Consider the following 24,469-nt stretch of genomic DNA (forward strand, 5'->3'; position numbering starts at 1 on the left):
ACTGTAGGAGTGAGCCTGCTCGCGATGAGGGTAGAACATTCAACTTCTTCAGTGGCTGATACACCGCTATCGCGAGCAGGCTCACTCCTACAAAAGATCTTTGGCTGATCTTGAATTAGTGGGTGTTAGTTAGGGTTTAAGTGTTTGTCCAGCAACACTTGTGTTGCTCTAAAAACAACTATTCAGCCCGATCTAACCTAAGTGTTATTGGTTCTTTTACGGCAGGCCTTTGGCCCGTCTAGCATCGGTGTTCAAGGGGAAACAACTGACTTTGGGGATCCTGCGCTTCACTGACTAATCACGCTAAAAAGCCTTCACCGCCTTCCTGATTTCTACAACTACAGCAGACATTGCCGCGCATTGATTGCCGACCCTTTATTGTCGGCAACGGCCGGGTATTAGCTGCGATAAAGGAGCTGTCACATGTATCACCGTTCCCGTTCATTACTGGCCATCGCGGTGGTCGGTGCGATCTGGCAAGTTCCGGCGCAAGCCGAAGACACTTCCACGCGCGTTAACGATGACACACGGCTGGGTACCGTGCTGGTCACTGGCACCCGTGGCACTGCTCGCACGGTGCTCGATTCTCCGGTGCCGGTTGACATATTGACTGCCGCCGATCTCAAGTCCACCGGCGCGGCCGACGGTGAGCTGGGTCAGGCGCTGCAAACGTTGCTGCCATCGTTCAGCATGCCGCGTCAGTCCAACTCCGGTGGCGCCGACCATGTGCGCGCCGCACAGCTGCGCGGCATGAGCCCGGATCAGGTGCTGATGCTGGTCAACGGCAAGCGTCGTCACACTTCAGCGGTGGTCAACGACTCGTCGAAAATCGGTCGCGGTACGGCGCCGGTGGACTTCAACTCGATCCCCATCAGCGCGATCAAACGCATCGAAGTGCTACGCGACGGCGCCGGTGCGCAGTACGGTTCCGATGCGATTGCCGGGGTGATCAACATCATCCTCGACGACGCGCCCGAGGGCGGGGAAGTGTCCACCAGCTACGGCGCGTTTCACACCCATCAGGACGCCATCGGCAGAACCACCACCGACGGCCAGAACAGCGTGACCACCGCCAAGATCGGCACGCGCCTGGGCGAAGAGGGCGGGTTCATTCGTGGCGGCACCGAGTACAAAAATCGCAACCCGACCAACCGCGCCGGTTTCGACGGTTTTGCCGATACCCCGGACCAGCGCAACTACGTGATGGGCGACGGCCTGGCGCGGGACGTCAACCTGTGGTTCAACAGCGAGCTGCCGCTGGCCGGCGGCAAGGCCTACAGCTTCGGCACCTACAACCAGCGCCACACCACCGGCGCCGAATTCTATCGCTACCCCTACGAGCAGCCGCAGTTCTATCCCAACGGCTACCTGCCGCAGTCGCTGGGCGACAACAAGGACGTCTCTGCCACCGCCGGTTTCAAAGGCATGATCGGCGAAGACTGGGACTTCGACAGCAGCCTTACCCATGGCCGTAACCGCTTCGACGGATCCACCCGCCGCACCCTTAACGTCAGCCTCGGCGAGGACTCGCCGACGAAATTCGACACCGGCGATTACGAGCTGCGCCAGACCACCACCAACCTCGATTTCAGCCGCGAACTGCGCTTGGGCGGACGCTCGTTCGTGCTGGCGCTGGGCGGCGAATATCGCTACGAAAACTACCTGACCTACGCGGGTGACGAGGCCTCTTACATTGGCTCCGGCGCTGATGGTGCCAACGGTCTGCGCCCCAGCGAAGAGTCGGACCTGGACCGCAACGTGTTCGCGACTTACGCCGAGTTGTCGGGCGATCTCACCGAGCGCTTCTTCGTCGACGCCGCCACGCGTTGGGAACATTACGATGATGCCGGCAGCAAACTCACCGGCAAGCTCAGCGGTCGCTACAAACTGACCGAGCAGTGGGCGCTGCGCGGTGCGGTGTCGAACAACTTCCGCGCGCCATCGCTGGCGCAGAGCGGTTTCCAGAACACCACCAGCAACTTCGGCGAAGGCGGCACGCTCACCGATATTCGTGTGCTCTCGGTCAACGACCCGATCGCCCGCGCGCTGGGGGCCGAGAAGCTCGATCCGGAAACCTCGAAGAACTTCAGCTTGGGGCTAACCTTCCAGCTCAACGAACGCTTCGACGCTTCGCTCGATGTGTTCCGCATCGACGTCAAGGACCGCATCACCCTGTCGCAGCGCATCGGCAGCGACGCCATGGAGCAATACATCAACGACAACTTCGGCGTGGCCGGGGTGCACGACGTCAACTTCTTCACCAACGCCGCCGACACCAGCACCCACGGTGCCGAACTGGTGCTCAACTACCATCAGCCGCTGTACGAAGGGCAACTGGGCCTGACCACCGCGTACACCTACAACCACACCAAAGTCACCAGCACCAAAGGCACACCCTCGCAACTGACGGCGCTGGGGATCGGCAACGATGCACTGGTCGGCGTTGAAGAAACCAATACTCTGACCGACGCTGCGCCCAAGGATCGATTCGTGTTTTCCGCCAACTGGGCCAGCGAACACTGGGGCCTGCTCGGGCGTCTGACCCGTCAGGGCGAGACCACCCGGGTGTTCGATTTCGGCGACTCGCAACCGGAGCAGACCTATGGCGCGGTGTGGCAACTGGATGCCGAGGTGACCTACAAATTCACCCCGAAATTCAGCGTCGCCCTGGGCGGCAACAACCTCACCGACAACTACCCGGAGCGCTCCGGCTCGGCGATCAATTACGGCGGCAACCTGCCGTATGACGTGCTGTCGCCGATCGGCACCAACGGCGCGTACTACTACGCCAGCGCCACCTACGGCTTCTGAGCCGATCCGCCACGGATGGCGGACTTTTTGCGGAACTCTCCATGAATCACTCCAACGGCCCCAAGCGCCATCTGCCGGTGCTGCAGGCGTTGCTGATCACGCTGGGCATGGTGATCACCACCGACATCCTGAAAACCGCGCCAACCGTGGCGCTGAACGTCGGGCCTGCCTGGTTCTACTGGGTCTGGGTGCTCGGCGGCCTGGCGTCGATGGCCGGGGCGTTGTGCTTTGCCGAAATGGCCGCGGCATTTCCACATCCTGGCGGCGACTATCACTTTCTGCGCACGGCCTATGGCGAGCGCATGGGTTTCCTGTTCGCCTGGTCGCGCTTTTCGGTGATGCACACCGGCTGGATCGCCTTGTCGGCGTTCATGTTTGCCGATTACGTCAATGCCGTGGTGCCGCTCGGTCGATACGGCTCGGGGCTGTTTGCCGGCGGGGTGATCGCCGGGTTGGTGCTGCTCAATCTCACTGGCAAGCACATCGGTTTCATCACCCAGACGTTGTTGGTCGGCTTGTTGGCGCTGGGCTTTCTGAGCATCGCCAGCGCCGGGGTGTGGCTGGCGTGGCAGGGGATTGAAGCGGCGCCAGCGAGCGTTTCGGTTGCGCCGGAAAACACCGGTATGGCCGGGTTTTCGGCGGCGATGATTTTTGTGTTTCTGGCGTTTGGCGGCTGGAGCGATGCGGCCACATTATCGGCGGAAGTGCGCGATGGGCGGCGAGGGATTTTCATCGCCATGCTCGGTGCGCTGACGCTGCTGATGGCGATTTATCTGGCGCTGAACTGGGCGTTTGTGCGAGGCCTGGGATTCGCCGGACTGGCGGCGAGCAATGCACCGGCGGTGGAACTGTTGAACCGTGCATTCGGCGCGCCGGGGGTGCTGCTGATTCTGCTGATGGTCGGCATCGCGGCCATCGCTACCATCAACTCGACCTTGCTGGTCGGCGCCCGCACCACCTATGCCGCCGCCCGCGATGTGCCGCAGTTGCGTCGTTTCGGCGAGTGGCACGAACGCGACGGCGTGCCGCGCAAAGCCTTTATGGCGGAGGGCGCGGTGGCATTGTTGCTGGTGTTGTTCGGCAGTTTCACCCAGAGCGGCTTCAACACCATGGTCGAGTACCTGACCCCGGTGTACTGGCTGTTTCTGAGCTTCAGCAGCCTGGCGTTGATCATCCTGCGCCGGCGTTTCCCTGAGGTGCCGAGGCCGGTGAGGGTGCCGTGGTATCCGCTGGTGCCGCTGCTGTTTTTCGGGCTGTGCCTGTACATGCTCTATTCGAGCGTGACGGTGGTGGGGTGGGGCGCGTTTCTGGGGATTGGCGTGTTGCTGGTCGGTGCGCTGCTGCTGGCGGGATTGAGCCGCCTGGCGTCGACGCCTCGGCAAGCTCTCGGCCAGATCAGCGATTAGAACGATACGTCGGCCGGTTGCGACAGACGCAGTACCGACAAGTCCCCGGTAATGCGTTTGTACGCCAGTCGAATTGCCTCGATGTTGCCGGCGTTCTGCGGATTGTTCTCGTGCAGGATCACGATCACCTTGGTGCTCAGCCGCTCAGGCTCTTTCGCCCCATGATCACGCCATTGCCCATAGGCATCGAACACGGTGAAACCGTCGGCAAACCGCGACGTCACTTCCTTGTCGAGAAACTCGCGCCAGCGCGCCGGGCTGACCGCGCCTTCCTTGCCATCCACGGTGCCCACCGAGAAGTACAGCTCGGTGCGAATCCACTGCGCCTGTGCCGGACGCGTGGCGTCGCCTTGCAGGGTTGAACTGGTGGGGTCTTTGGTGTGCACCGAAACAGCAGGAGGACTGGCGCACCCGGCGACAGCGACAAACAGTGCAGCCAGTAACAGGCGTCTTTGCATGGAATATCCCTTTTTATGAGTTAGTGCAGACGCGCAATTATAAGGGGCGGGGTTAATAGCCATAAAAGATTAAAAAGTGGTTTTTTGGTTGATTAATGGAATAAGAAACCAACGAGTCCTGGATGCTCAATGTACCGCCGCCTTCGCGGGCAAGCCCGGCTCCCACAGGTTGTGTGGTGTGCTCACGGTTGGTGATCAGCACAGATCCAATGTGGGAGCTGGCTTGCCAGCGAAAGCGGTGTGTCAGGCAATGAAGGTGCTGGATGTACCGCCGCCTTCGCGGGCAAGCCCGGCTCCCACAGGTTGTGTGGTGTGCTGATCGACGCTGGGAAACGCCATCTGCAAATAGGCCGCTCAGCGCCCCTCATGCTGCTTGCGATAAGCCCCCGGTTGCACCCCCACCGACTTGGCAAACGCCCGGGTAAACGCGGCGATCGACTGATAGCCCACGGCCGCGCACACCTGTTCCACCGTGTGATTGACCCGTAGCAACTGGCAGGCATGCCGCATGCGCAACGCCAGCAGCACTTGCCCCGGCGATTGCCCGGCCAGTTCGTTGAAGCGTTTGAAAAACGCCGAGCGCGACAGGCCGATACTCGCCGCCATGCTCTCCAGCGACCACGGCAATTGCGGTTGTTCGATCAACTGGTCCAGCAACGGCGCGAACTGCGGATTGCGCGCCAAAGCCACGAGGCCGCCGAGGCTCTGGTTGTCGGCCATCTGTTGGCGCAACACATACAAAAACAGCAGATGACTCAAGCGTTCGAGCAGCGCCGAGGAGGGCGCCGGCAAGCGTTCGCACTCTTGCAGGATCAACTCGAACAAGGCTCGCGCGGCGCTCGAAGAAGGATCGCCCGCGCGCAGGATGATCCAGTCCGGCAAGCCTTCGATGATCAGCGACGACAGCCCGGACTTGAAATGAAAGAACCCGCAGACCAGCCCGACGCCATCCTGTGCCTGACTGTCGAGCGCGGTCATGGCCCTGCGCGGCAGCGTTTGGGCGAGTGCCGGCTCTTCGGCGCTGGAGAGGCGGTAGTTCAGATCGCGCAGCAGAAATACCGCATCTCCGGCGTTTAACACTATCGACTGCTCCTGCCCGTCAATGTGCAGCCAGCAGCGGCCCTGCACGATCAAGTGAAAACTGGCGCGCGCCAGTCCGTGCGTACTTGCATGCCAGCCACCGCAATAGCGCCCGACGTGAAACAGGCTGGCATCGAGTTCGAGGCTTTCTAATAACCAATCAACCAGTGGGCTGGACGAAATCATCTAATGGAAACACTCAGGAGCAAGTAATCGCTACTTTAGAATATGGATCGAAATTTTTATAACCAACAGACTGGCCGGACACTCAACAGCAGGAGTCCACTCCATGTCGCGCCTTACTCTACACACCGTGCAAAGCGCTCCCGAAGCCGCCAAACCGTTTCTGGAAAATGCGCAGAAAAACTCCGGATTCATTCCGAACCTGCTGGCCGTGCTGGCCAATGCCCCGGCCGCGCTGGAAACCTACGTTACGGTATCGGCGCTCAATGGCAAGTCCGAACTCAGCCTCGCCGAGCGCGAAGTGGTGCAACTGATTGCGGCGACCAACCATGGTTGCGATTTCTGTGTCGCAGGTCATACCGCCGTCGCGCTGAATAAGGCAAAACTGCCGCCGGAAGTGGTCAGTGCGCTGCGTGAGAAAGCCACCGTGCCCGTGGAAAAACTGGAAACCCTGGCCGCGTTTGCCCGCGAAGTGATTGCCACCCGGGGCAAGGTCAGCGACCAGACCTTCAACCAATTCAAGGCTGCCGGCTACACCGAAGGCAATGCGCTGGAAGTGATCCTCGGCATCAGCCTGGCGACCCTGTGCAACTTCGCCAACGTGTTCGCCGACACGCCGCTCAACCCCGAGCTGGCGCCGTATCGCGCGTAATCGGCCAGCGCTTCAGGCCGCATCGTCTATGGTTGATGCGGCTGCGTACAAGGAGAGAAACGACATGCTCAATCAGGCATTGACGCAATGGCTGGAACACAACGCCCAGGCCCTGGATGCGGGCGACGGCGATCCGCAACAGGTGCTGACGCAACTGGCGCAGGCCGGCGTGCTACGGGTCGGCATCAGCCCGGCGCTGGGCGGCAGCGGTGGCCACGTCAGTGATGCTGTGGAAACCCTGGCTGCCGTCGCCAGCCATTCATTGGCGGCGGCGTTTGTGTTCTGGGGCCAACGGGCCTTTATCGAATACCTGCTGCACAGCCCCAACACTGCGCTGAGGGAAAAACTGCTGCCGGCGTTGCTCAGCGGCGAACTGGCCGGCGCCACCGGTTTGTCTAACGCGATGAAATACCTGTCGGGCATCGAGGCACTGCAAGTGCGTGCCGCCAACACCGCAGACGGCTGGACCTTGAACGGGCGCCTGCACTGGGTGACCAATCTGCGCAAAAGCGGTTTCGTGGTGGCGGCGGCAATAGAGCACGAGGAGGGCGGTTCGCCGTTCGTGCTGGCGATCGCCGATGACGCTGCCGGCGTACAACGTTCCGCCGATCTGCAACTGATGGGGCTGCAATCGAGCAACACGGCTGCGATCGATTTCGCGCAAGTGGCGGTCGGACGCGAATGGCTGCTGCATGAAGATGCGCGCAAGTTTCTGCCAGCGGTGCGCCCGGCGTTCCTCGGCTTGCAGTGCGGCATGGCGATTGGTCTGGCGCGACGGGCGCTGGCCGAGGTCGAAGGACATTTGCAGGACGGCCGTTCGATTCTGCTGGAGCCGTTGCAGGAACAACGCGAGCAACTGGCGCAGAGCGTCGATGCGCTCAAGCAGGGTCTGCACGACGGACGTTTCCTGACCCAGCCGGGCGCCTTGTTCCAGATCCGCATCGCGCTGGCCGAATCCGCTGCCAACGCCGTGCAACTGGAACTGCAATCCAGCGGCGGCAAGGCTTATCTGACCGAGCACGGCAGCGGTTTCGCCCGGCGCTGGCGCGAGTCGGCGTTCGTGCCGATCGTCACTCCGAGCCTGGTGCAATTGCGCGCCGAATTGCAGCGGCAGAAACGGGAAGCGACGGCATGACGGCGCCGGTGCTGGAGGCGCAGGGCATCAGCCTCGGCTACCCGCGAGAGCAGGGCTGGCACACCGTGCTGGAGCACTTCGACCTGCAATTGCAACCCGGCGAAGTGGTGACGATTCTCGGCCCCAGCGGTGTCGGCAAATCCAGTCTGCTGCGAGTGCTGGCGGGTTTGCAGGCACCGCAACAGGGTCGGGTGAGCCTGCTTGGCGAGCCGCTGACCGGTGCGCATCCACGAGTGGCGGTGGCGTTTCAGGACCCGAGCCTGCTGCCGTGGCTGACTTTGGAAAAGAACGTCGCCTTCGGTCTCGACTTCGCCCGCCAGCCGCACCTCACGGCCGAGCAGCGCAAGGCGCGGATCGACCACGCCATCGCTGCGGTCGGCCTCGAACACGCGCGGTTGCAGCACCCGATGCAGTTGTCCGGCGGCATGGCCCAACGCACCGCGTTGGCCCGCTGTCTGGCACGGCAGCCGCAGGTGCTGTTGCTCGATGAACCGTTCGGCGCGCTGGATGAAATCACCCGCGCCGACATGCAGCAGTTGCTCCTGCAACTGATTGCCGAGCACCACACCGCAGCCGTGTTGATTACCCACGACATCGACGAAGCCCTGCTGCTTTCCGAGCGGATTCTGCTACTGGGTAACAGCCCGGCGCACATCCTCGGCGAGTGGCGCATCGACCTGCCTCAGCCGCGTGCCGAGCTGGTCGAGGAACTGGGTGCGCTGCGCATCGACATCCTCAAAACCCTTCGGCGGGCGAGCCGCAACCCCCTCACTCAACCTGTGCCCGCTACGTCGGAGATTGATCATGTGCCTGGACGACTTCACTCACACACGTCGTGACTTCCTCAAACTCAGCGCGTTGCTGACCGCTGGCGGCGCGTTGCCGTTGCTCAACAGCCTCAACGCCCGCGCCGCGTCCGAGCCGAATGCGCCGGTGCGCATCGGTTATCTGCCGATCACCGATGCCACGCCGCTGCTGGTCGCGCACAACAACGGCCTGTTCGAAGCCGAAGGCATCCAGGCTGAGCGCCCGGTGCTGTTGCGCAGTTGGGCGCAGGTGATCGAGGCGTTCATTTCCGGGCAGGTCAACGTGATTCACCTGCTGTCGCCAATGACCGTGTGGGCGCGTTACGGCAGCAAGGTGCCGGCCAAGGTCGTGGCGTGGAACCACGTCGGCGGCTCGGGCCTGACCGTGGCGCCGGGCATCACCGAGGTCAAACAACTCGGTGGGCAATCAGTGGCGATTCCGTTCTGGTATTCGATCCATAACGTGGTGGTGCAACAGCTGTTCCGCGACCACGGTCTGGTGCCGGTGAGCAAATCGGCGAGCGCCGCGCTGGCGCCGAATGAAGTCAATCTGCTGGTGCTGCCGCCGTCGGACATGCCGCCGGCCCTGGCGAGCAAACGCATCGCCGGCTACATCGTCGCCGAGCCGTTCAACGCCCTGGCCGAGGAACTCAAGGTCGGCCGCGTGCAGCGCTTTACCGGCGACGTCTGGCGCAATCACGCCTGCTGCGTGGTGTTCATGCACGAGCAGGATCTGAACAACCGCCCCGAGTGGTCGCAGAAAGTGGTCAACGCGATCGTCAAGGCGCAGGTCTGGACCCGCGACAACCGCGCCGAGGCGGCGAAATTGCTGTCCAAGGACGGCGAAAATCGCTACACGCCGCACGCGCAACCGGTGCTCGACCGGGTGCTGTCGCCGGCCACTAGCGACCGCGAGCAGTATCTGGCCAGCGGGGCGATCCAGCACAGCCATTGGGACGAGCAGCGCATCGATTTTCAGCCGTACCCGTTCCCCAGCTACACCGAAGAACTGGTCAAACGTCTGAAGGACACGCTGATCGAGGGCGACAAGGGATTCCTTGCCAACCTCGATCCGCAGCAAACCGCCCGGGATCTGGTAGACGATCGCTTCGTGCGTAATGCCATTGCTACAGTCGGCGGGATGAAGGCATTCGGATTACCGGAAAGCTTTGATCGCAGCGAGGAGTTCAGCCTCTGATGCGTCAGCGATCTTCTTCGACCGTTCGTGGTTTGTTGGGTGTGGCGGGGCTGTTGTGCCTGTTGCTGCTGTGGTGGCTGGGCGTACACGTGTTCGGCGGCAACGACAGCCTGACGCTGCGCTTTTCACCCGAGGCAACCCTGGCCAGCCTTGGCGAACTGCTGCTGCGCCCGGAGCTGTACGAGCATGTGCTGGTCAGCCTGAAGCGGATTCTGGTCGGTCTGCTGCTGGCGCTGCTGATCGGCGTGCCACTGGGCTTGATGATCGGCAGCTACCGGCATCTGGAAGCGGCGACCACGCCGGCGTTTCAGTTTCTGCGGATGATTTCGCCGCTGTCGTGGATGCCGGTGGTGGTGATGCTGCTGGGCGTTGGCGATCAGCCGATCTACTTCCTGCTGACCTTCGCCGCCGTGTGGCCGATCCTGCTCAACACCGTGGCCGGCGTGCGCCAGCTCGACCCGCGCTGGCTGCAACTCAGCCGCAGCCTCAGCGCCACCCGCTGGGAAACCCTGCGCAAAGTGATCCTGCCCGGCGTACTCGGCCATGTGCTGACCGGAGTGCGGCTGTCGATCGGCATTCTGTGGATCGTGCTGGTGCCGTGCGAGATGCTCGGCGTCAGCGCCGGGTTGGGCTACTTCATCCTCGATACGCGTGATCGACTGGCGTATTCGGAACTGATGGCGATGGTACTGCTGATCGGCGTACTGGGCTTTGCCCTGGATGCGTTCGCGCGCTGGCTGCATCGGCGTTGGGCGCCGGCGTGAGGCTCATCGCGAACAGGCTCGTTCCCACAATGGATTAATGACAAGCATGCATTCCGTGTTTAGCGTAGAACCCCTTGTGGGAGCGAGCCTGCTCGCGAAGGCGGAGTGTCGGTTGTCGGAGATTTTGCCTGTGCCGGCGTCTTCGCGAGCAAGCCCGCTCCCACAATGGATCAATGGCAGGCATGCATTCCGTGTTTAGCGCAGAACCCCTTGTGGGAGCGAGCCTGCTCGCGAAGGCGGAGTATCAGTCGCCGGAAATTTTGCCTGTGCCGGCGTCTTCGCGAGCAAGCCCGCTCCCACAATGGATAAATGGCAGGCATGCATTCTGTGTTTAGCGCAGAGCCCCTGTGGAAGCGGGCTTGCTTGCGAAAGCGGAGTGTCAGTCGCCGGAGGTTTTGCCTGTGCCGGCGTCTTCGCGAGCAAGCCCGCTCCCACAGGGGGGCTGTTACGGGGCGGAGGCTGGTTTCGCCAGCGCAATCCCCGCATCCCCCAACCGCTTGAGAATTTCGAACAGCAAATCACTCTTGGTCCCGCCGACAATCCGCGGGCTGCCGACGTAGCCGGTCACCGTCAAGGTGATGCCATCCGGCGACAGCTTGCTGAAGCGCACGTACGACGCTGGTTTGTCGAGGATGTTTTCGTTTTCGCGGTAGGTGTTCAGCAGCAATTCCTTGACCTGTTCGGGGTCGATGTCCAGCGGGAACATCAGCTCCAGGCTTGCCACCCCCTGGGCGCTGCCGCCGAGGGTGACGTTGCGCAGGTTCTGCGAGATCAGTTGCGAGTTGGGCACGATCACGATGGAGCGGTCGCTGAGCTGGATTTCCGTGGCGCGCACGTTGATCCGGCGGATGTCGCCCTCGACGCCGCTGATGCTGATCAGGTCGCCGACCTTCACCGGGCGTTCGGTGAGCAGGATCAGCCCGGAGACGAAATTCTTGACGATCTCCTGCAAACCGAAACCGATCCCCACCGACAGCGCACTGACGATCCACGCCAGATTGGTCCAGCGCACGCCCAGCGACGACAGCGTCAGGAGGATGACCGTGGCATAACCGATGTTGGAAAACAGCGTGCTCAACGACGCGCACATGCCCGGATCCATGTCGGTCTTGGGCAGGAATTCATTGTCGAGCCAACGGCGCAAAGCGCGGATCAGGTAGATGCCGATCAGCAACGCCAGCACGGCATTGATCAGATGCGCGGGAACGATGTTCAGCTTGCGCAACCCGGCGCCGCCGAGAATGCCCATGACATTGCTGGTCAGTTGCCCGAACGTGGTGCCGATGCCGCCGACGAACAGGGTAATCACCGCCAGCAACAGCAGCCCGGCGCGGCTGGCGCCGGACAGCACAATCGAAATCTGCTCCAGCCGCCGGTCGCCCATGCCCAGGGTCTGCTTGATGGTCTTGCCGGCCGAGTAGCGCGGCGAGAACAGGTATTCGCAGGCATCCTTGACCACTTGAACCAGCAAATAGAAACCGGCCAGCACGATATAGGCCCAGACCAATTCATAGGTGACGAAGCGGGCCAGCGACACGTAGCCGGTGAGCAAGGCCAGCGCCGATATGCACATGCACACCGTGGCAATGCTGTAGATCGCCCCGGCAAACGTGCTGCCGGCCTCCGGTTCATTGGCGGTGAGCAACGCTTTGCGCACTTTGCCGACGCGCAACAGCAGCGGCACTAGAATCACGATCACCACGATGGCAATCACCCCACGCTGGGCGATCACGATCTGGCTGCTCATGCCGGTGGCGTTGCTGACTTGCACCAGAGTCACCAGCACCAGCAGGGTGGCGGCGAGAATCCGTGGATAGGGCTGGAGCGCCAGTGCCACTGAGTCGGCTATCGCCGGCAGCCGCCATGAGGGATGTTTGGTCGACAGCAGTGCGCGGCTCAACGCGGTGATCAGGACGCAGGCGTAAACGGCTTTTTCAAACTCCTCGGAAAAAGTCTGCAGCATGGGCGTCAGTGGTTCGTGGCGGGTGCAGGCGTAGAACAGCAGATGCAGGGCGATGGCCGTGGTGCCAAGGGTCGCCAGCGCCGAGGCGAATGCCAGCGCGCTACGGCGCAAGCGCCCCTCCGGCATGCGGTGGATGCACAACCAGGTCAGGCCACGCTCGGCGAGTCGGCGGCCGACCGTCCAGAAAGCCAGCGCCAGCAGCACCAGCACGCAGGTGAAAAAACGTTGCCCCGGTGCCCAGACCGTGGCCCAGGTGAGGTTCACCTGATTGATGAAAAAATTCAGTCGCTGGCGGTCATCCGGCTCTGGCGACACCAATGGCGACCAGAAGGCCGGACTCAGAATGCTGTCGGTGCGCAGCGTCAGTTCGCTTTCGAGCAGTGTGCGGCGAATGCCGGCGATTTGCGTGATCAGCTCGGCTGCGCTTTGTTTGAGCGCGGCAAGGCTTTTGAGCGTGGCGTCGACCTTGTTTTTCTGTTCGCCGAGCATCGCCCGTTGTGCGGCGATTTCCGCCTGTTCGGCGGCAATCTGCGTATCCGGCGCCGCGCCGAGCACCCCCAGTTGCACCGCCAGTTGTGCCTGCTGCGGCAACAGAGAAGCCGACAACCGATCGATGTCCAGAATGAACGTCTGTACCCGGTCTTGCGGGCCTTCGAGCTGGTTGTAGTTGTTGGCGGCGGAAATCTGCTGCTTCAGCCCATCGAGGCGCAGTTGCAGGGCTTGCAGATCACTTTGCGAGACCTCCACCAGCGGCGCCGCAGTAGTCGCCGAAGGCGCCGGCAAATCCGCCGCCCACAACGCCGAACTGCCCGCAGCGAGCAGCAGCGCGACAAAAAACAATGAGTTCAATGTGTTGCGCATGAGAGGGGCCGGTTCTCGTTGATCACACAAGCTATGAGGTTAGGTGATCGAACCGGGCACGGCGGAAAATTTCAGGCGAGCAGGGCGGGCCAGTAGCCGGCCGTGCCGTGTACGCCCTCAGTCTCAGCTAAGTATTGGCTCGTATCTTCCCCCCCCAGCGCAAGTTCAGCGCTGGACAGGAGAGGCGATCCACACATGAATCCCGCAAAAGCCGGATGGCTTAACAAAGTCCCCGAAGTGACACTGGCCTTCTGGGTGATCAAGATTCTCTCGACGACCGTGGGCGAAACCGGCGCCGACTTCCTTGCGGTGGATGCCGGTTTTGGTGCTGGCTGGACCAGCATCGGCATGGCGCTGTTACTCGGGTGCGCGCTGTTCTTTCAAATGCGTAAAACCGCGTATACGCCCTGGATCTACTGGTTGACCGTGGTGCTGGTGAGCATCGTCGGCACGCAGATCACCGACATCATGACCGACATGCTCGACATCAGCCTGTACGTCAGCACTGCGGTGTTCTCGGTGTTGCTGGCCGTTAACTTCCTGATCTGGTTCACGATGGAGAACAACCTGTCGATCCGCGAAATCAACACGCCGCGGCGCGAGCTTTTTTACTGGTCCACTGTGCTCTGCACCTTTGCCCTGGGCACTGCCGCCGGGGACCTGGCAACCGAAGCGTTGGGGTTGGGCTTCACCGTCGGTGCAGTGATATTCGGCGCGCTGATCGCGGCGACGCTGCTGGCCTGGCGGATGGGGGGCAACGTGGTGCTGACCTTCTGGATCGCCTACATCCTCACCCGTCCGTTCGGCGCCTCTCTCGGTGACTTGCTGACTCAGGCCAAGACCTACGGTGGCCTGGGCATGGGCGCCGCCTGGACCAGTGCGATCTTCCTCAGCGTCATCGTGCTGCTGGTGGCGGTCGCGCAGATCAGCCTTGGCAATCGCAAAACCCTCACTCAATAAACGTTTGGATACCCATCAAGGAATCAATATGCACGCCTTCAAAACGGCTTTTCGCCACGTCGCGATCATCTCGTCTCTGGTACTGCTCGGTAGCCTCGCCGGCTGCTCGAAACCCGCCGACAAGCCCGCTGCCGGCACGCCGACCAGCTCTTTGAGCGCGCCGCCGCAATCGGGCTCGAAGCTGGGTGACCTGAGCGAGTTCCGCAACATCGCCGCTGACGTCAGCACGCTGGTCGAGAAAAACGACCTGCTCGGCGCCAAGACCCGGATCAAGGATCTGGAGACCTCCTGGGACTCTGCCGAAGCCGGCATCAAGCCGCGTGCCGCTGCCGACTGGCATGTACTGGACAAGGCCATTGACCGCGCGCTGGATGCCCTGCGCGCCAGCTCGCCGAAGCAGGCTGACTGCAAGGCGGCCATGGATGATCTGCTCAAGGCCTTCGATTCGATGAACGGCAAGCAGTGATCGCAGCGCTGAACCGGCGGCGGACAAACGTCGGTTCAAGTGCTTCAATACAGGCGCGATGGCAATGACCGTCGCGCCTTTTTCTGTCGGAGCGCTGCATGCGGATTCTGCTGGTCGAAGATGACCTGATGATTGGCGAAGCCATCGAGGCGGCGCTCAAGGAAGCGAGCTACGCCACCGACTGGGTGAAAAACGGCCTCACCGCGCTGGCGGCGCTGGACACCCAGACCTACGATCTGGTGTTGCTCGACCTCGGCCTGCCCGGCAAGGACGGGCTCGATGTGCTGGATGCCATTCGCGCGCGCAACAACCCCGTGCCGCTGCTGATTATTACCGCCCGCGATGGCCTCGATGATCGGCTGCGCGGCCTCGATGGCGGTGCGGATGACTTCCTGCTCAAACCGTTCGCCATGGCCGAGTTGCTGGCACGGATGCGCGCGGTATTGCGCCGTCGCGGCGGTAACGCGCAATCGTTGCTGGATAACGGCGAGGTGTCGCTGAACCTGATTTCGAAACAGGCCTCTACCGCGCAAGTCGCCGATGTGCAGCTTTCCAGCCGCGAGTTTGCGCTGTTACAGGCACTGTTGATCCGCCCGGGGGCGATTCTCTCGCGCAGCGAACTTGAAGACCGGATTTACGGCTGGGGCAACGAAGTGGAAAGCAACGCGGTGGAGTTTTTGATCCATTCGCTGCGGCGCAAACTGGGAAACCATGTCATCAGGAATGTCAGGGGAATGGGATGGATGGTTTCAAAAGGCGTTTGAGCGACTCGGTGCAGTCACGGCTATCCATCACGCTGTCACTGGCGATACTCATCGTCGCCTTGCTCGCCGGTGCATTCGCGTTCATCTCGGCACTCGACGAAGCGCACGAAATGCAGGACGAAAGTCTGCGTCAGGTGGCGCTGCTGTTCGATCGGCAGCACATGACCCTGGGTTATCCCGCTGCCGGGCAGGTCGTTGGCGATGACGAAGACTCGCGGATCACCGTGCAATACCTGGCCGACAGCAGCAAAGCCGTCGGCACTGATGACGCGAGCATTCCGTTGCCCTTTCCCCTGACCCTGGCCGATGGTCTGGCGACGCTGAATATCGCTGGTGAACACTATCGTGTGCTGGTCAGAACCACCTCGGCAGGCGAACGCATTGCGGTCGCGCAGGAAGCCGATGTGCGCGACAAGGAAGCCCGGGAAAGCGCCTGGCGCAGCCTGCTGCCATTTCTGATTCTGTTTCCGGTGCTGCTGTTGGTGGTGGGGGATCTGGTGCGCAAGCTGTTTCGCCCGATCGCGACGCTCTCGGCGGAAATCGATCAGCGCGACCAACAGGCCCTGCATGCGATTGATGAACAGCACTTGCCGAGCGAAATCCGGCCCTTCGTCGTGGCGATCAATCGATTGCTGCGCCGCGTTGCGCAGGCGATGGAGGCGCAACGACGGTTTATCGCCGATGCCGCCCATGAACTGCGCTCGCCGATGACGGCGCTGTCGCTGCAGGCTGAGCGATTGGCCGCTACGCCCATGTCGGCTGACACCCGGCAGGACTTTCTGCCGCTGGCTCAGGGGATCGAGCGCAGTCGCAAGCTGATCGAGCAATTGCTCGCTCTGGCCGCCGCACAATCAATCGCGCAACGCGCCGAGGCTGCCGTGTCGGTGCATGCAGTGTTCCGCCGAGTGCTGGAAGACCTGCTGCCACTGGCAGAGAACAAAGCCATCGATATCGGCGTGGAGAGCGTCGAAGATGTGCAGGTCGTCATCAACGAACTGGATCTGATCATCCTGATCAAGAACCTGGTGGATAACGCCATCCGCTATACCCCGGCGGGCGGACGAGTCGACCTCAGCGTCGAACGGACGGAGCGGGGCGCGCGCATCGAAATCAAGGACTCGGGGCCGGGCATCCGCGCCGAAGAACAGGCGCTGGTGTTCGATCCGTTTTACCGCAGCCTGGGCACCGGCGAGGCCGGGTCCGGGTTGGGGCTGTCGATTGTCAGAGCGATCGCCGAACGGACGGGGATTCGGGTGGGTTTGAGTTTTGTCGATGAAGTGGGGCGGTGTGGCTTGCGTGTTTCGCTGTGGTTGAAAGATAGGTTGTGAGAGAACCCTGCATTTAAAAAAGCGACGGTGACAGGCATGCTATGGCTCACGCCAATGTTCGGACGTCAGGGATAGTCAGCTCCATGTGGAAAGTTTTGTTGCAAAGACTCACCGGAAAAACATCCACCACTGCAAAAACCGAACGCTCAGTAGATCCAGTAGATCCAGTAGATCCAGTAGATCCAGTAGATCCAGTAGATCCAGTAGATCCAGTAGATCCAGTAGATCCACCTGAAGTATTGCCAGTGCGTGACTGGAAGTGGCTGGTCATGTCCTGGGATGGATTCCACAGGGAGGCCGGTCTACGGCAAATCCGCTCATCGCAATCGACCGAGCGGCTGGCGTCCATTATCGTGCGGCTCAACGACTGGGTGCCGCAGGTACGTGCGGCGGCCAGAGACGCTTTCGCAGACTACCTGACCCCCGAGTATGGCCCTTGGCTGATCGCCAAGACTCCCGCCATCCTTGCCCTTGAGCAGCGCCGACGCGAAGACCACGGCGCTACCATCCAAAAGCTTGAAGCGCTGCTGGCAACACCTGAATGCCTCGCGCAAACCACAGCTGCCTTCGAAACCAGCCGTGGCGCCTGTACGCGGTTGTTTTTCAGGGTACTCGCTCAGACAAAGCGCGCAGATGAGCTGGAGGCGTTTCTTGTCGCGAGCCTTCATCATGCAGATTTCAGTGTGCGGCGAGCTGCGCTCGGCAGGGCAATGGCGCTGCCTCTGGAATCGGCGCAGAAGGCCATCGCCTATGGACTCGCCAGCAACAGCAGCATTCTCCGGCGCCTGTCGTTTCTGCAAGCCATTGAGTTGCAAACGGATCGCACACGACTGATCGAAGACTTTCTGACCGACCCATCGTCTGCAGCAAGATCGACTGCACTCTGGGCCGCCAGAAAGTATGGCGTCGACCCGTTGCAGGTACTTCAAGCGCAACTGGCAGGCGAGATTCCCGCCACCAAAGCCCGTTGGCTTGGCGTACTCGGGTTGGCGCAGTCGCTTGGCATGGCAATCCCGCAAGGGTGGATGAACGCGGCCCTCAGCCAAAACAGTGGCGAGGTTCGGTCACTGGTCCTGAGCCTCGAAGGAGAGTGCAGGCCTGATTTACTGATCGCGGCGATCGCGGATCCGTCACGCCCGGTGTTCGAGGCGGGAGTACGCGGCCTGCGTCCGCAGCCATGGAAAGTCATCGAGTCAGCATTCAGCGCTCAGCTCGAAACACTCTGGCCTGCGCTGTCCGCCTCTCGACGTCAGGCGCTGCTTGAGCTGATGCCCAAATGGATGCAGGCCGGGTATCTGTTGCAGCAGCTGTCTCGCGCACCTGCTGAACCTTCCGTGCTTGAGCAGTTGCGTGCATGGGTCTATGGCCAGACTTACTCGATTACTGACCGCGAAACATCAGAAAGCGAGCGTGCCCGAATTGTCGAGAAACTGACTGCGCTTGAGAAGGACGGGGCATTACCGACAGGGTCGGTTGCCAGGCTGATATGAAGTTGAAACCGGTGGGATACGGGCAGAACACTGATGATCCCGTCGCATTGAGCTTGATAATAATGTTTAAGCTAAAGGATCGTTATTTTTTTTAACTAGGCTCATCAACCATTGCGGTATTTTGAGTTATATTCACCGTGAACGGCCGAATCGACGTTATTGATAAAACAATTTCATAGGTTTTTACAGTAGAAAGGGGTTTGTCAGCGTATTCAAGGACAAAATGGAAGTTGAGGTGCCGGCTTTCTGCGTGTAACTTGAAATTTGCAAAAAACCGGCTGGATACCAGGAAGGGTTGGAAATGTAATGGTGTTTTTCTCAGGATATTCTTAACGATAATAGACCAAACCCTGCATTGCTGACATCAAATTCACTTCGAATGATGTTGTCGTCTGGGAGAATAACTGTGGGCCCATTACAAGCCAGATATAACGAACCAGTACATTCTTGCGCATAAACCGCGTCGCCGCTCCAGAGGGGAAGAACAGTTCCTTTTGCGCCATACTTGAAAAGTAGCTGCCCCCGTTTGGCTCCTGGGCCGTGATATGGATATCGCGTATCACCCTCGACGCTTTCTTTACATCCACCAGGTCCGCAGTAAGGATATCGCAAGGCCCCTACAGCATTTACCACAGATTTTTCTGGTTCGGGGTCTGGAGCATATCGCCAACATGCACTGCGTTCCAAGATAGCTGGCATTGGCATTGACATGAAAGCATTCGGGCTATATCCATCACTATCTATAAGTTTCCAGTTGGTCCAGCGGGGGAGTTTCGTACTTTTCCACCCGCACTGTGCGTAAACCGTATATATCATGTCTTGTTTTGGCGTAATCGCTGGGTTTCGGGCGATTATTATTTTTATATTTCCTGAGTTTGATTCCAAATCATCATTTGTGGTGTTGATTCTGAAATAAAGCTCACCCTCTTCGTTTAAAGTGGTGAAGCTGTATTCATTCCAGACGGGCTGTGCCAGTCCATTCTCACCGTACTTATAAATTAACTGTCCCGCGCGTGCACCTCTACCACTGTAGGGGCAGCGTTTATCTGCCTCTACACTGTTGCGATTACCTTCTGGTCCGGAATACAAAGGTTTTTCGGCTCCGTATTCGCAATCCCAAACGCTTCTGTGTTCTTTGCTTGTTTCGGTGTGAAACCAAATTTGCGGGTATAGGATAGGTACGGGTAATAACAATGTTCTGTTGTTTCCCAAGTCAGCCCAGTTTCGATATCGTGCTGAGATGGTTTTAATCTCGTTGTACGTTGTAACCGCTCCTGGTCGGTGGATGCTATATCGGTCGGGGCGTTTGAATGGATCTGTGGCAAAACCATATTCAACGATATCCTCTACCATTGCTGTGATAGCAGCAGAGAAATCTCCTCCTGCACTGACTGCGATTCCCATGTTTAAGTTCTCCCTAAATGATGGTGGCGATTTTTCGAAACGTTTTTCATTTGTTTAAAACAATTGAAGCTATTTTGTCTTTAGCTGTTTGTTTTATTTCTTTGATGGCGAAATCGACGGCAATGTGTTTCACGCCTTGAGCTAATAAATTTTTGTATGCACTTTGATATTCGCGTTCAATTCTTTTTCTTTCCAGGTTTATGTTGAAAGCGTCTGTGGCTGCCTTAAATTCTTCAGGTGTTGAATTAAATTTGATGGGAGGAATTTCAATAGTGATGGTTCCGTATTCATTTTCTTCCGGGGGGTTAAAGTTTAGTTGTACGGAACTTGTGATGTTCAGCTTTTCCTGAACTTCTAAAAATCTTGTGTTGTATTCGCGTTGCAACTCATTTGTTTTATTGTTGATGATGTCTGACTCTCTTTTGTACCACTTTGACCAAATGGCTTGTTCTACACAGCTTTGACTGATATTGGCCGAACTGTTTTTAGCGTTTGAACCGATAAAGCGCTGAATGTGTATTTGATCATGCCAGTTTCCATCTCCAAGCCTAAAGCGACAGCGATATCCATCCTCGCTAGCAAAAATATCCCCAAGCTCGGAGATGGTTATTTCAATTTTGTCAAGCGTGTCTTCATAATATTCTAAAGTTCCGGTGCGCGAACTAACTGAAAGCTTTAGTTCCTCTCCGATTTTATGTAATATCAGTCGTTCCACGACTGTGATTCTTTCGTTTTCATTATCAATTTTTGGTCGGTTCATTTGTTCTGTGTATATAGCTGATTTGGTTTCAGTGTCGACTGGGTATAGGTCCATTTTTTTCTCGAAATTGTCTTTTTGTTGAATGGGAGTTGGGAGATCTAATTCTAAAAGATAGCGCCTTTTACGCCACCTGTCAGAAGTGACAGGTTTTTATATTTTTTTGTGACTTCGGTTATAGCATTCTGAAATAACTATAACGTGTGGATTTGGATGTTTTGCTGGGAAAACAACAGTGAATCTCTGCGCAAAATACTTGGCAGCTATTGTTTCGGATGACCAAGCGTCGGAGTTTTACTTTAAGTTCGTCAGATTAATGGTTGGCCATGAATCCAGCGAATTTAATAGTAAGTTCGGGAAAGCAACGCTTCCAGTGCGGTTGAAGCATTCGCCACCGGTCAGAGGCTAAACAGTCGGTAAGCTGCAGGTCGTGGATGCCAAAGATGATGAAGTCTCTAATGGGATACGGGCAGCAAGACTGTTCGGTTCATCAAATGCCTGGGTTCAGTAGTTTTCGTTTTACCAGGAAGGTCGCTTAAGCGGTTTCAGAAGGGGCGCTCTGGGACATTGAGGCTGCATGCGCAGAAATGGGCAGAGCGTGATTCAAAAAAAAACTGCTCAAAAGACCACCCGGCCGGAAATACAGTGCTGAACGGCACCGCCCACCCAGACGCTGCCGTCCACGTTCTCAATGTGCAATCGGCCGCGGCGGCCCATGGCGGTGCCTTGGCTCACGGTGTAGCGGTCGCCAAGGATGCCTGAGCCGATCAGCCACTGAGCCAGGCTCGCATTGAGGCTGCCGGTGACGGCGTCCTCGGCGCATTCCTCGCCCATGAAGGCTCTGACTTCCACGTCCGTTTCAGCGTCGGGACCCGCCCACGGCGCAATAACCCCGACATTCAGCCCCTGCAGTGCCGCGTAATCAGGCTTGATCGCCAACAGGTCTTCACGACTCGCCAGCAACACGCCCGCCCAACCCGGACCGTTATCGACCCATTGGCTCGCGCGGATCTGCCCGGTGGCGAGGCCGAGTCCTTGCTCGATCAGGTTGAGCGTCGTTGCCTCCAGCGGCCCGCTGCGCACCAATGGTGGCGCGGCGAAAGCCAGTTGCGGACCTTGCTTGCGTACCCGAATCAAGCCCGCCGAGCACTCCTGAACAATCTCGAGCTGCTCAGGGTTGTCGTTCCGTGCCAACCACACCTTGCAGCTGCCCAGGGTGGGATGCCCAGCGAAGGGCAGCTCACGCAACGGTGTAAAGATGCGGACACGGTAGTGCGCGTCCGGCGCCTCGGGCTTCAACAGAAAAGTGGTCTCACTGAGTTGAGTCCAGCGGGCGAACGCCTGCATCTGCTCGGTCGTCAGCCCATCAGCATCCACCACCACTGCCAGCGCATTACCTTCGTAGGGGTGATCGGCGAATACGTCGACTTGTTCGAACTGCAGCGAGCGTGGCATTGAATGTCCTTATAGGTTGAGTTGGGGAAGGTTTTTTACGCGGATGGATTCGGATCACGTCTGCTGGCTTTCAGGGCCTGTCCACGACATTTCAATATGCGTGTCTGTCGTGCCAGTCTGGCGAAAGCCCAGTCGTTCATAGAGCTTCTGCGCCAGAGTGTTCGTGCGAAAAGCGCCCAACTGCAACGGCACCTTGCGGGCAGCGGCTTCCAGTTGGAGGTTCTTCAGAATCTGCGAGCCAATGCCCTTGCCTTGGTATTCGGGCGAAATAGCGATGTTCTGAACATGGATTCGGTCTTCCTTTTCCAGTATTTGCACATAGCCAACAAGCCGGCCGTCTTGTTCAATAACCGAAGTGGCTGTGCATGCGAATTCCACCGCGAAATTTGCGCGTTGCCAACTCTCATCCCAGCCCCATATTTTTTTGATGTGTTCGCGGAAGACTGCTCGATGCAAGTCGAAGAGGGCTGTCAGGTCGCTATCCGTGGCGGGGCGTGCGGTCATGCGGGTCTCTGATTTGTGCTTTTGACCTGGTGAGGCTAGTGGCTGCAACAAAAAACGGCAATTCGGATCGATATGCCGCGCAGCATCTGACTGGCCCAAATACACTCAAAGCGCCACCCGCTGCAGAAACTTCCTGACCTCCAGCGAATACGCCCCCGGATGCGAAAACCTGAACATATGCCCGGTCCTCGGCATGACGACTTCCTGCGCGGTCTTTATCCCCTTCAGCAGGATCCCCGCCGCCTCTCTGCCGATCAGCCTGTCTTCCTCGGGCGTGAGGATCAGCGTCGGCACGTCGATCTTTGCCAGCAGGGCGGTGTAGTCGACGGTCTCGATCGAGCGCACGCGGTTGACGTAGGCCTTGGGTGGGGTTTGCTCGATGAAGAAGGCGCGGCTGTTGGCGGTTGACCAAGGGATTTCGCCTTCCTTGTCGAACGACGAAGCCAGTTGTGCGGCGTGGAGGCGCAGGGTCGTCTGTCGATAAAATGGCCCGGGGAAGAACGGCGCCAGCGCGGCCAGCGTTTTCAGCAGGGGCGAGGTGATCGGGTTTTTGGCGAAACCGCCGGACAGCACCAGGCCCTTGAGGCCTTTTGGCTGGCGCGTTGCAACCGCGATCGAGGCGACCGCGCCGTAGGAGTCGCCCACCAGCACGTAGCATTCGAGATCTTTCACTTGATCAACGATGAAGTTGGCGAGCGTTTCCAGATCAGCGACGTCGTCCGGTAAGCGCAACGTACGCATGGCGCGGTGCTGCAAGTGGCTGAGTTGGTCGAGCTGCCACGGCGCACCGGCGAAGCAAGGGACCATGACCAGCGTGGGCTCGGTTTGCATGAGAATTCCAGGGATGTTGAACGGATGTCCGCACTCTAGGAGCACCGAGGCGCGCGATCCAATGGCATTGGTGCAGCCTCTCGATGCACGAGGTCGATCATCAGTCGCCGATCAGCATTCTGGTGATCCATTCAACCGCCGGCTCGTTGGCGCGCCCGCGTGCGCGGACGACGAAGACCTCCCAGGTCGGTAGCGGCAAAGGCAATTCAAAAATGCTCAGCTGTGCGGTTTCCTGCAGCTGTAAAGCGATGCGTTCGGCGACCACGGCAATCGATTCCGATGCGCCGATCATGAACGGTACCGCCAGAAAACTCGGGCAGGTGACGCTAACCTTGCGGCTGCGACCGAGCTGTTCCAGCGCGTCATCGACAGCGCCCCGCGCGTCGCCCCGGGGCGAAATCAGAACGTGCGGCAGACGCGTGAAGTCATCCAGTTCCATATGCAAATGTTTGCCGCGCTTGACCAATGCCGGGTGCCCTTTGCGGGCGATGCCGACGAATCGCTCCTTGTGCGCGAGCTGGCAATCAAAGCGTTGCGGCACTTGCGCAAACGAACCCGAACCCAACACCAGGTCGATCTCGCCGGCGTCCAGTTGGCGCATCGCCGACTCGCCATCCACCGGCCCGAGTTTCAGCACCACCTCCGGCGCCGCAACCTGAATTTTCGCCAGCGCCGGGGCGATGACGGTCAGCACGGCGTGATCGGTGGCCGCTATCCGCAGTGTCGCCTGCAGACGCGCTGGATCGAACGGCCCCCGTGGGCTGGCGACCAGCCGCACCGATTCGAGCACCGCCGCCACTCTGGGCATCAGCTCGATGGCCAGCGGCGTCGGTGCCATGCCGCGAGGGTTGCGAATGAACAACTGATCATCAAACGCCGTGCGCAAACGCGACAGGGCATGGCTGGTGGCCGACTGCGACAGATGCAGGTGCTGCGCCGCACGACCGACGTGCCTTTGCGCCCAAAGCGCCTCAAGAACCACCAGAAGATTGAGGTCGAAACGCGTCAGATCCAGCGGCTTCATGGGGTGTTGGCCTTTTCATCATTCGATGTTCGCCACTTTCCTACAGCCACTGGCTGAAAGCTACAGCCCGATCTTTCCTGGCAGGCATGCAGGCGTGGTCGCCTGAGAAGGTATAGGGCGAGACGACGCGGTTGTTCAGCCGTCCTTTCCGTGGCGCGTAGCCGGTGTA

21 protein-coding genes are annotated in these 24,469 nt (G+C 59.5%); 12 read left to right on the forward strand and 9 right to left on the reverse strand.

Features of this window, described 5'->3' with window-relative positions:
* Window positions 1-423: 423 nt before the first annotated feature.
* Window positions 424-2,811 carry a TonB-dependent receptor gene (locus QMX91_RS05485; protein WP_282412366.1) on the forward strand — a complete coding sequence of 796 codons (2,388 nt, stop codon included), beginning with the start codon at window positions 424-426 and terminating at the stop codon, window positions 2,809-2,811.
* Window positions 2,812-2,852: 41 nt separating this feature from the next.
* The gene (locus QMX91_RS05490; protein ID WP_282412367.1) at window positions 2,853-4,217 is read left to right on the forward strand and encodes an APC family permease; all 1,365 of its coding nucleotides are present in this window, start codon (window positions 2,853-2,855) and stop codon (window positions 4,215-4,217) included.
* Here QMX91_RS05490 and QMX91_RS05495 read toward each other — a convergent pair.
* A complete protein-coding gene (locus QMX91_RS05495; RefSeq protein ID WP_282412368.1) occupies window positions 4,214-4,675 on the reverse strand; it encodes a DUF3574 domain-containing protein in 462 nt (153 codons plus the stop codon). The genes QMX91_RS05490 and QMX91_RS05495 overlap by 4 nt on opposite strands.
* Before the next feature lie 354 nt (window positions 4,676-5,029).
* The gene (locus QMX91_RS05500; RefSeq protein ID WP_282412369.1) at window positions 5,030-5,941 is read right to left on the reverse strand and encodes an AraC family transcriptional regulator; all 912 of its coding nucleotides are present in this window, start codon (window positions 5,939-5,941) and stop codon (window positions 5,030-5,032) included.
* Between the two features lie 103 nt (window positions 5,942-6,044).
* Between QMX91_RS05500 and QMX91_RS05505 the strand changes: the two genes are divergently transcribed.
* The 5 genes from QMX91_RS05505 to QMX91_RS05525 all read left to right on the forward strand — a co-directional run bounded on the left by QMX91_RS05505 (window position 6,045) and on the right by QMX91_RS05525 (window position 10,493).
* The gene (locus tag QMX91_RS05505; RefSeq protein WP_027614171.1) at window positions 6,045-6,590 is read left to right on the forward strand and encodes a carboxymuconolactone decarboxylase family protein; all 546 of its coding nucleotides are present in this window, start codon (window positions 6,045-6,047) and stop codon (window positions 6,588-6,590) included.
* Window positions 6,591-6,654: 64 nt separating this feature from the next.
* On the forward strand, window positions 6,655-7,725 hold the full coding sequence (locus tag QMX91_RS05510) for an acyl-CoA dehydrogenase family protein (protein ID WP_282412370.1): 1,071 nt from the start codon (window positions 6,655-6,657) through the stop codon (window positions 7,723-7,725).
* A complete protein-coding gene (locus QMX91_RS05515) occupies window positions 7,722-8,564 on the forward strand; it encodes an ABC transporter ATP-binding protein (RefSeq protein ID WP_210559019.1) in 843 nt (280 codons plus the stop codon). Before QMX91_RS05510 ends, QMX91_RS05515 begins: the two co-directional genes overlap by 4 nt.
* Window positions 8,530-9,729 (forward strand): ABC transporter substrate-binding protein, encoded by a 1,200-nt coding sequence (locus QMX91_RS05520; protein WP_223009386.1) that lies wholly within the window; start codon window positions 8,530-8,532, stop codon window positions 9,727-9,729. Before QMX91_RS05515 ends, QMX91_RS05520 begins: the two co-directional genes overlap by 35 nt.
* On the forward strand, window positions 9,729-10,493 hold the full coding sequence (locus QMX91_RS05525; protein WP_282412371.1) for an ABC transporter permease: 765 nt from the start codon (window positions 9,729-9,731) through the stop codon (window positions 10,491-10,493). Before QMX91_RS05520 ends, QMX91_RS05525 begins: the two co-directional genes overlap by 1 nt.
* Before the next feature lie 445 nt (window positions 10,494-10,938).
* Here QMX91_RS05525 and QMX91_RS05530 read toward each other — a convergent pair whose 3' ends face one another.
* Window positions 10,939-13,317, reverse strand: coding sequence for a DUF3772 domain-containing protein (locus QMX91_RS05530; protein ID WP_282412372.1), 2,379 nt, complete (start codon window positions 13,315-13,317; stop codon window positions 10,939-10,941).
* Between the two features lie 195 nt (window positions 13,318-13,512).
* On the opposite strand from QMX91_RS05530, the gene QMX91_RS05535 reads away from it, so the two are divergent.
* The 5 genes from QMX91_RS05535 (at window position 13,513) to QMX91_RS05555 (ending at window position 18,325) form a co-directional block, all read left to right on the forward strand.
* Window positions 13,513-14,277 carry a hypothetical protein gene (locus tag QMX91_RS05535; RefSeq protein WP_135295567.1) on the forward strand — a complete coding sequence of 255 codons (765 nt, stop codon included), beginning with the start codon at window positions 13,513-13,515 and terminating at the stop codon, window positions 14,275-14,277.
* Window positions 14,278-14,305: 28 nt separating this feature from the next.
* On the forward strand, window positions 14,306-14,743 hold the full coding sequence (locus QMX91_RS05540; RefSeq protein WP_135295568.1) for a hypothetical protein: 438 nt from the start codon (window positions 14,306-14,308) through the stop codon (window positions 14,741-14,743).
* Between the two features lie 98 nt (window positions 14,744-14,841).
* On the forward strand, window positions 14,842-15,507 hold the full coding sequence (locus QMX91_RS05545) for a response regulator (RefSeq protein WP_098968331.1): 666 nt from the start codon (window positions 14,842-14,844) through the stop codon (window positions 15,505-15,507).
* Window positions 15,483-16,835 carry an ATP-binding protein gene (locus QMX91_RS05550; protein WP_282412373.1) on the forward strand — a complete coding sequence of 451 codons (1,353 nt, stop codon included), beginning with the start codon at window positions 15,483-15,485 and terminating at the stop codon, window positions 16,833-16,835. The genes QMX91_RS05545 and QMX91_RS05550 overlap by 25 nt, the downstream gene beginning before the upstream one ends.
* Window positions 16,836-16,918: 83 nt before the next feature.
* A complete protein-coding gene (locus tag QMX91_RS05555) occupies window positions 16,919-18,325 on the forward strand; it encodes a hypothetical protein (RefSeq protein ID WP_282412374.1) in 1,407 nt (468 codons plus the stop codon).
* Window positions 18,326-18,643: 318 nt separating this feature from the next.
* On the opposite strand, the gene QMX91_RS05560 is transcribed toward QMX91_RS05555, so the two are convergent.
* The 6 genes from QMX91_RS05560 to QMX91_RS05585 all read right to left on the reverse strand — a co-directional run bounded on the left by QMX91_RS05560 (window position 18,644) and on the right by QMX91_RS05585 (window position 24,300).
* Window positions 18,644-19,729: a hypothetical protein gene (locus QMX91_RS05560; RefSeq protein WP_127646236.1), complete on the reverse strand. Its 1,086-nt coding sequence runs from the start codon at window positions 19,727-19,729 to the stop codon at window positions 18,644-18,646.
* A gap of 46 nt (window positions 19,730-19,775) precedes the next feature.
* Window positions 19,776-20,444, reverse strand: coding sequence for a hypothetical protein (locus QMX91_RS05565; protein ID WP_282412375.1), 669 nt, complete (start codon window positions 20,442-20,444; stop codon window positions 19,776-19,778).
* A gap of 660 nt (window positions 20,445-21,104) precedes the next feature.
* Window positions 21,105-21,941 carry a PhzF family phenazine biosynthesis protein gene (locus QMX91_RS05570; RefSeq protein WP_098968335.1) on the reverse strand — a complete coding sequence of 279 codons (837 nt, stop codon included), beginning with the start codon at window positions 21,939-21,941 and terminating at the stop codon, window positions 21,105-21,107.
* 54 nt (window positions 21,942-21,995) lie between these two features.
* The gene (locus tag QMX91_RS05575; RefSeq protein ID WP_282412376.1) at window positions 21,996-22,445 is read right to left on the reverse strand and encodes an N-acetyltransferase; all 450 of its coding nucleotides are present in this window, start codon (window positions 22,443-22,445) and stop codon (window positions 21,996-21,998) included.
* A gap of 105 nt (window positions 22,446-22,550) precedes the next feature.
* Window positions 22,551-23,276, reverse strand: coding sequence for an alpha/beta hydrolase (locus tag QMX91_RS05580; protein WP_282412377.1), 726 nt, complete (start codon window positions 23,274-23,276; stop codon window positions 22,551-22,553).
* A gap of 100 nt (window positions 23,277-23,376) precedes the next feature.
* A complete protein-coding gene (locus QMX91_RS05585; RefSeq protein WP_282412378.1) occupies window positions 23,377-24,300 on the reverse strand; it encodes a LysR family transcriptional regulator in 924 nt (307 codons plus the stop codon).
* Window positions 24,301-24,469 lie beyond the last annotated feature (169 nt).

This window comes from Pseudomonas sp. PS01299 (genome assembly GCF_029960145.1).
Taxonomy (GTDB): Bacteria; Pseudomonadota; Gammaproteobacteria; order Pseudomonadales; family Pseudomonadaceae; genus Aquipseudomonas; species Aquipseudomonas putida_A.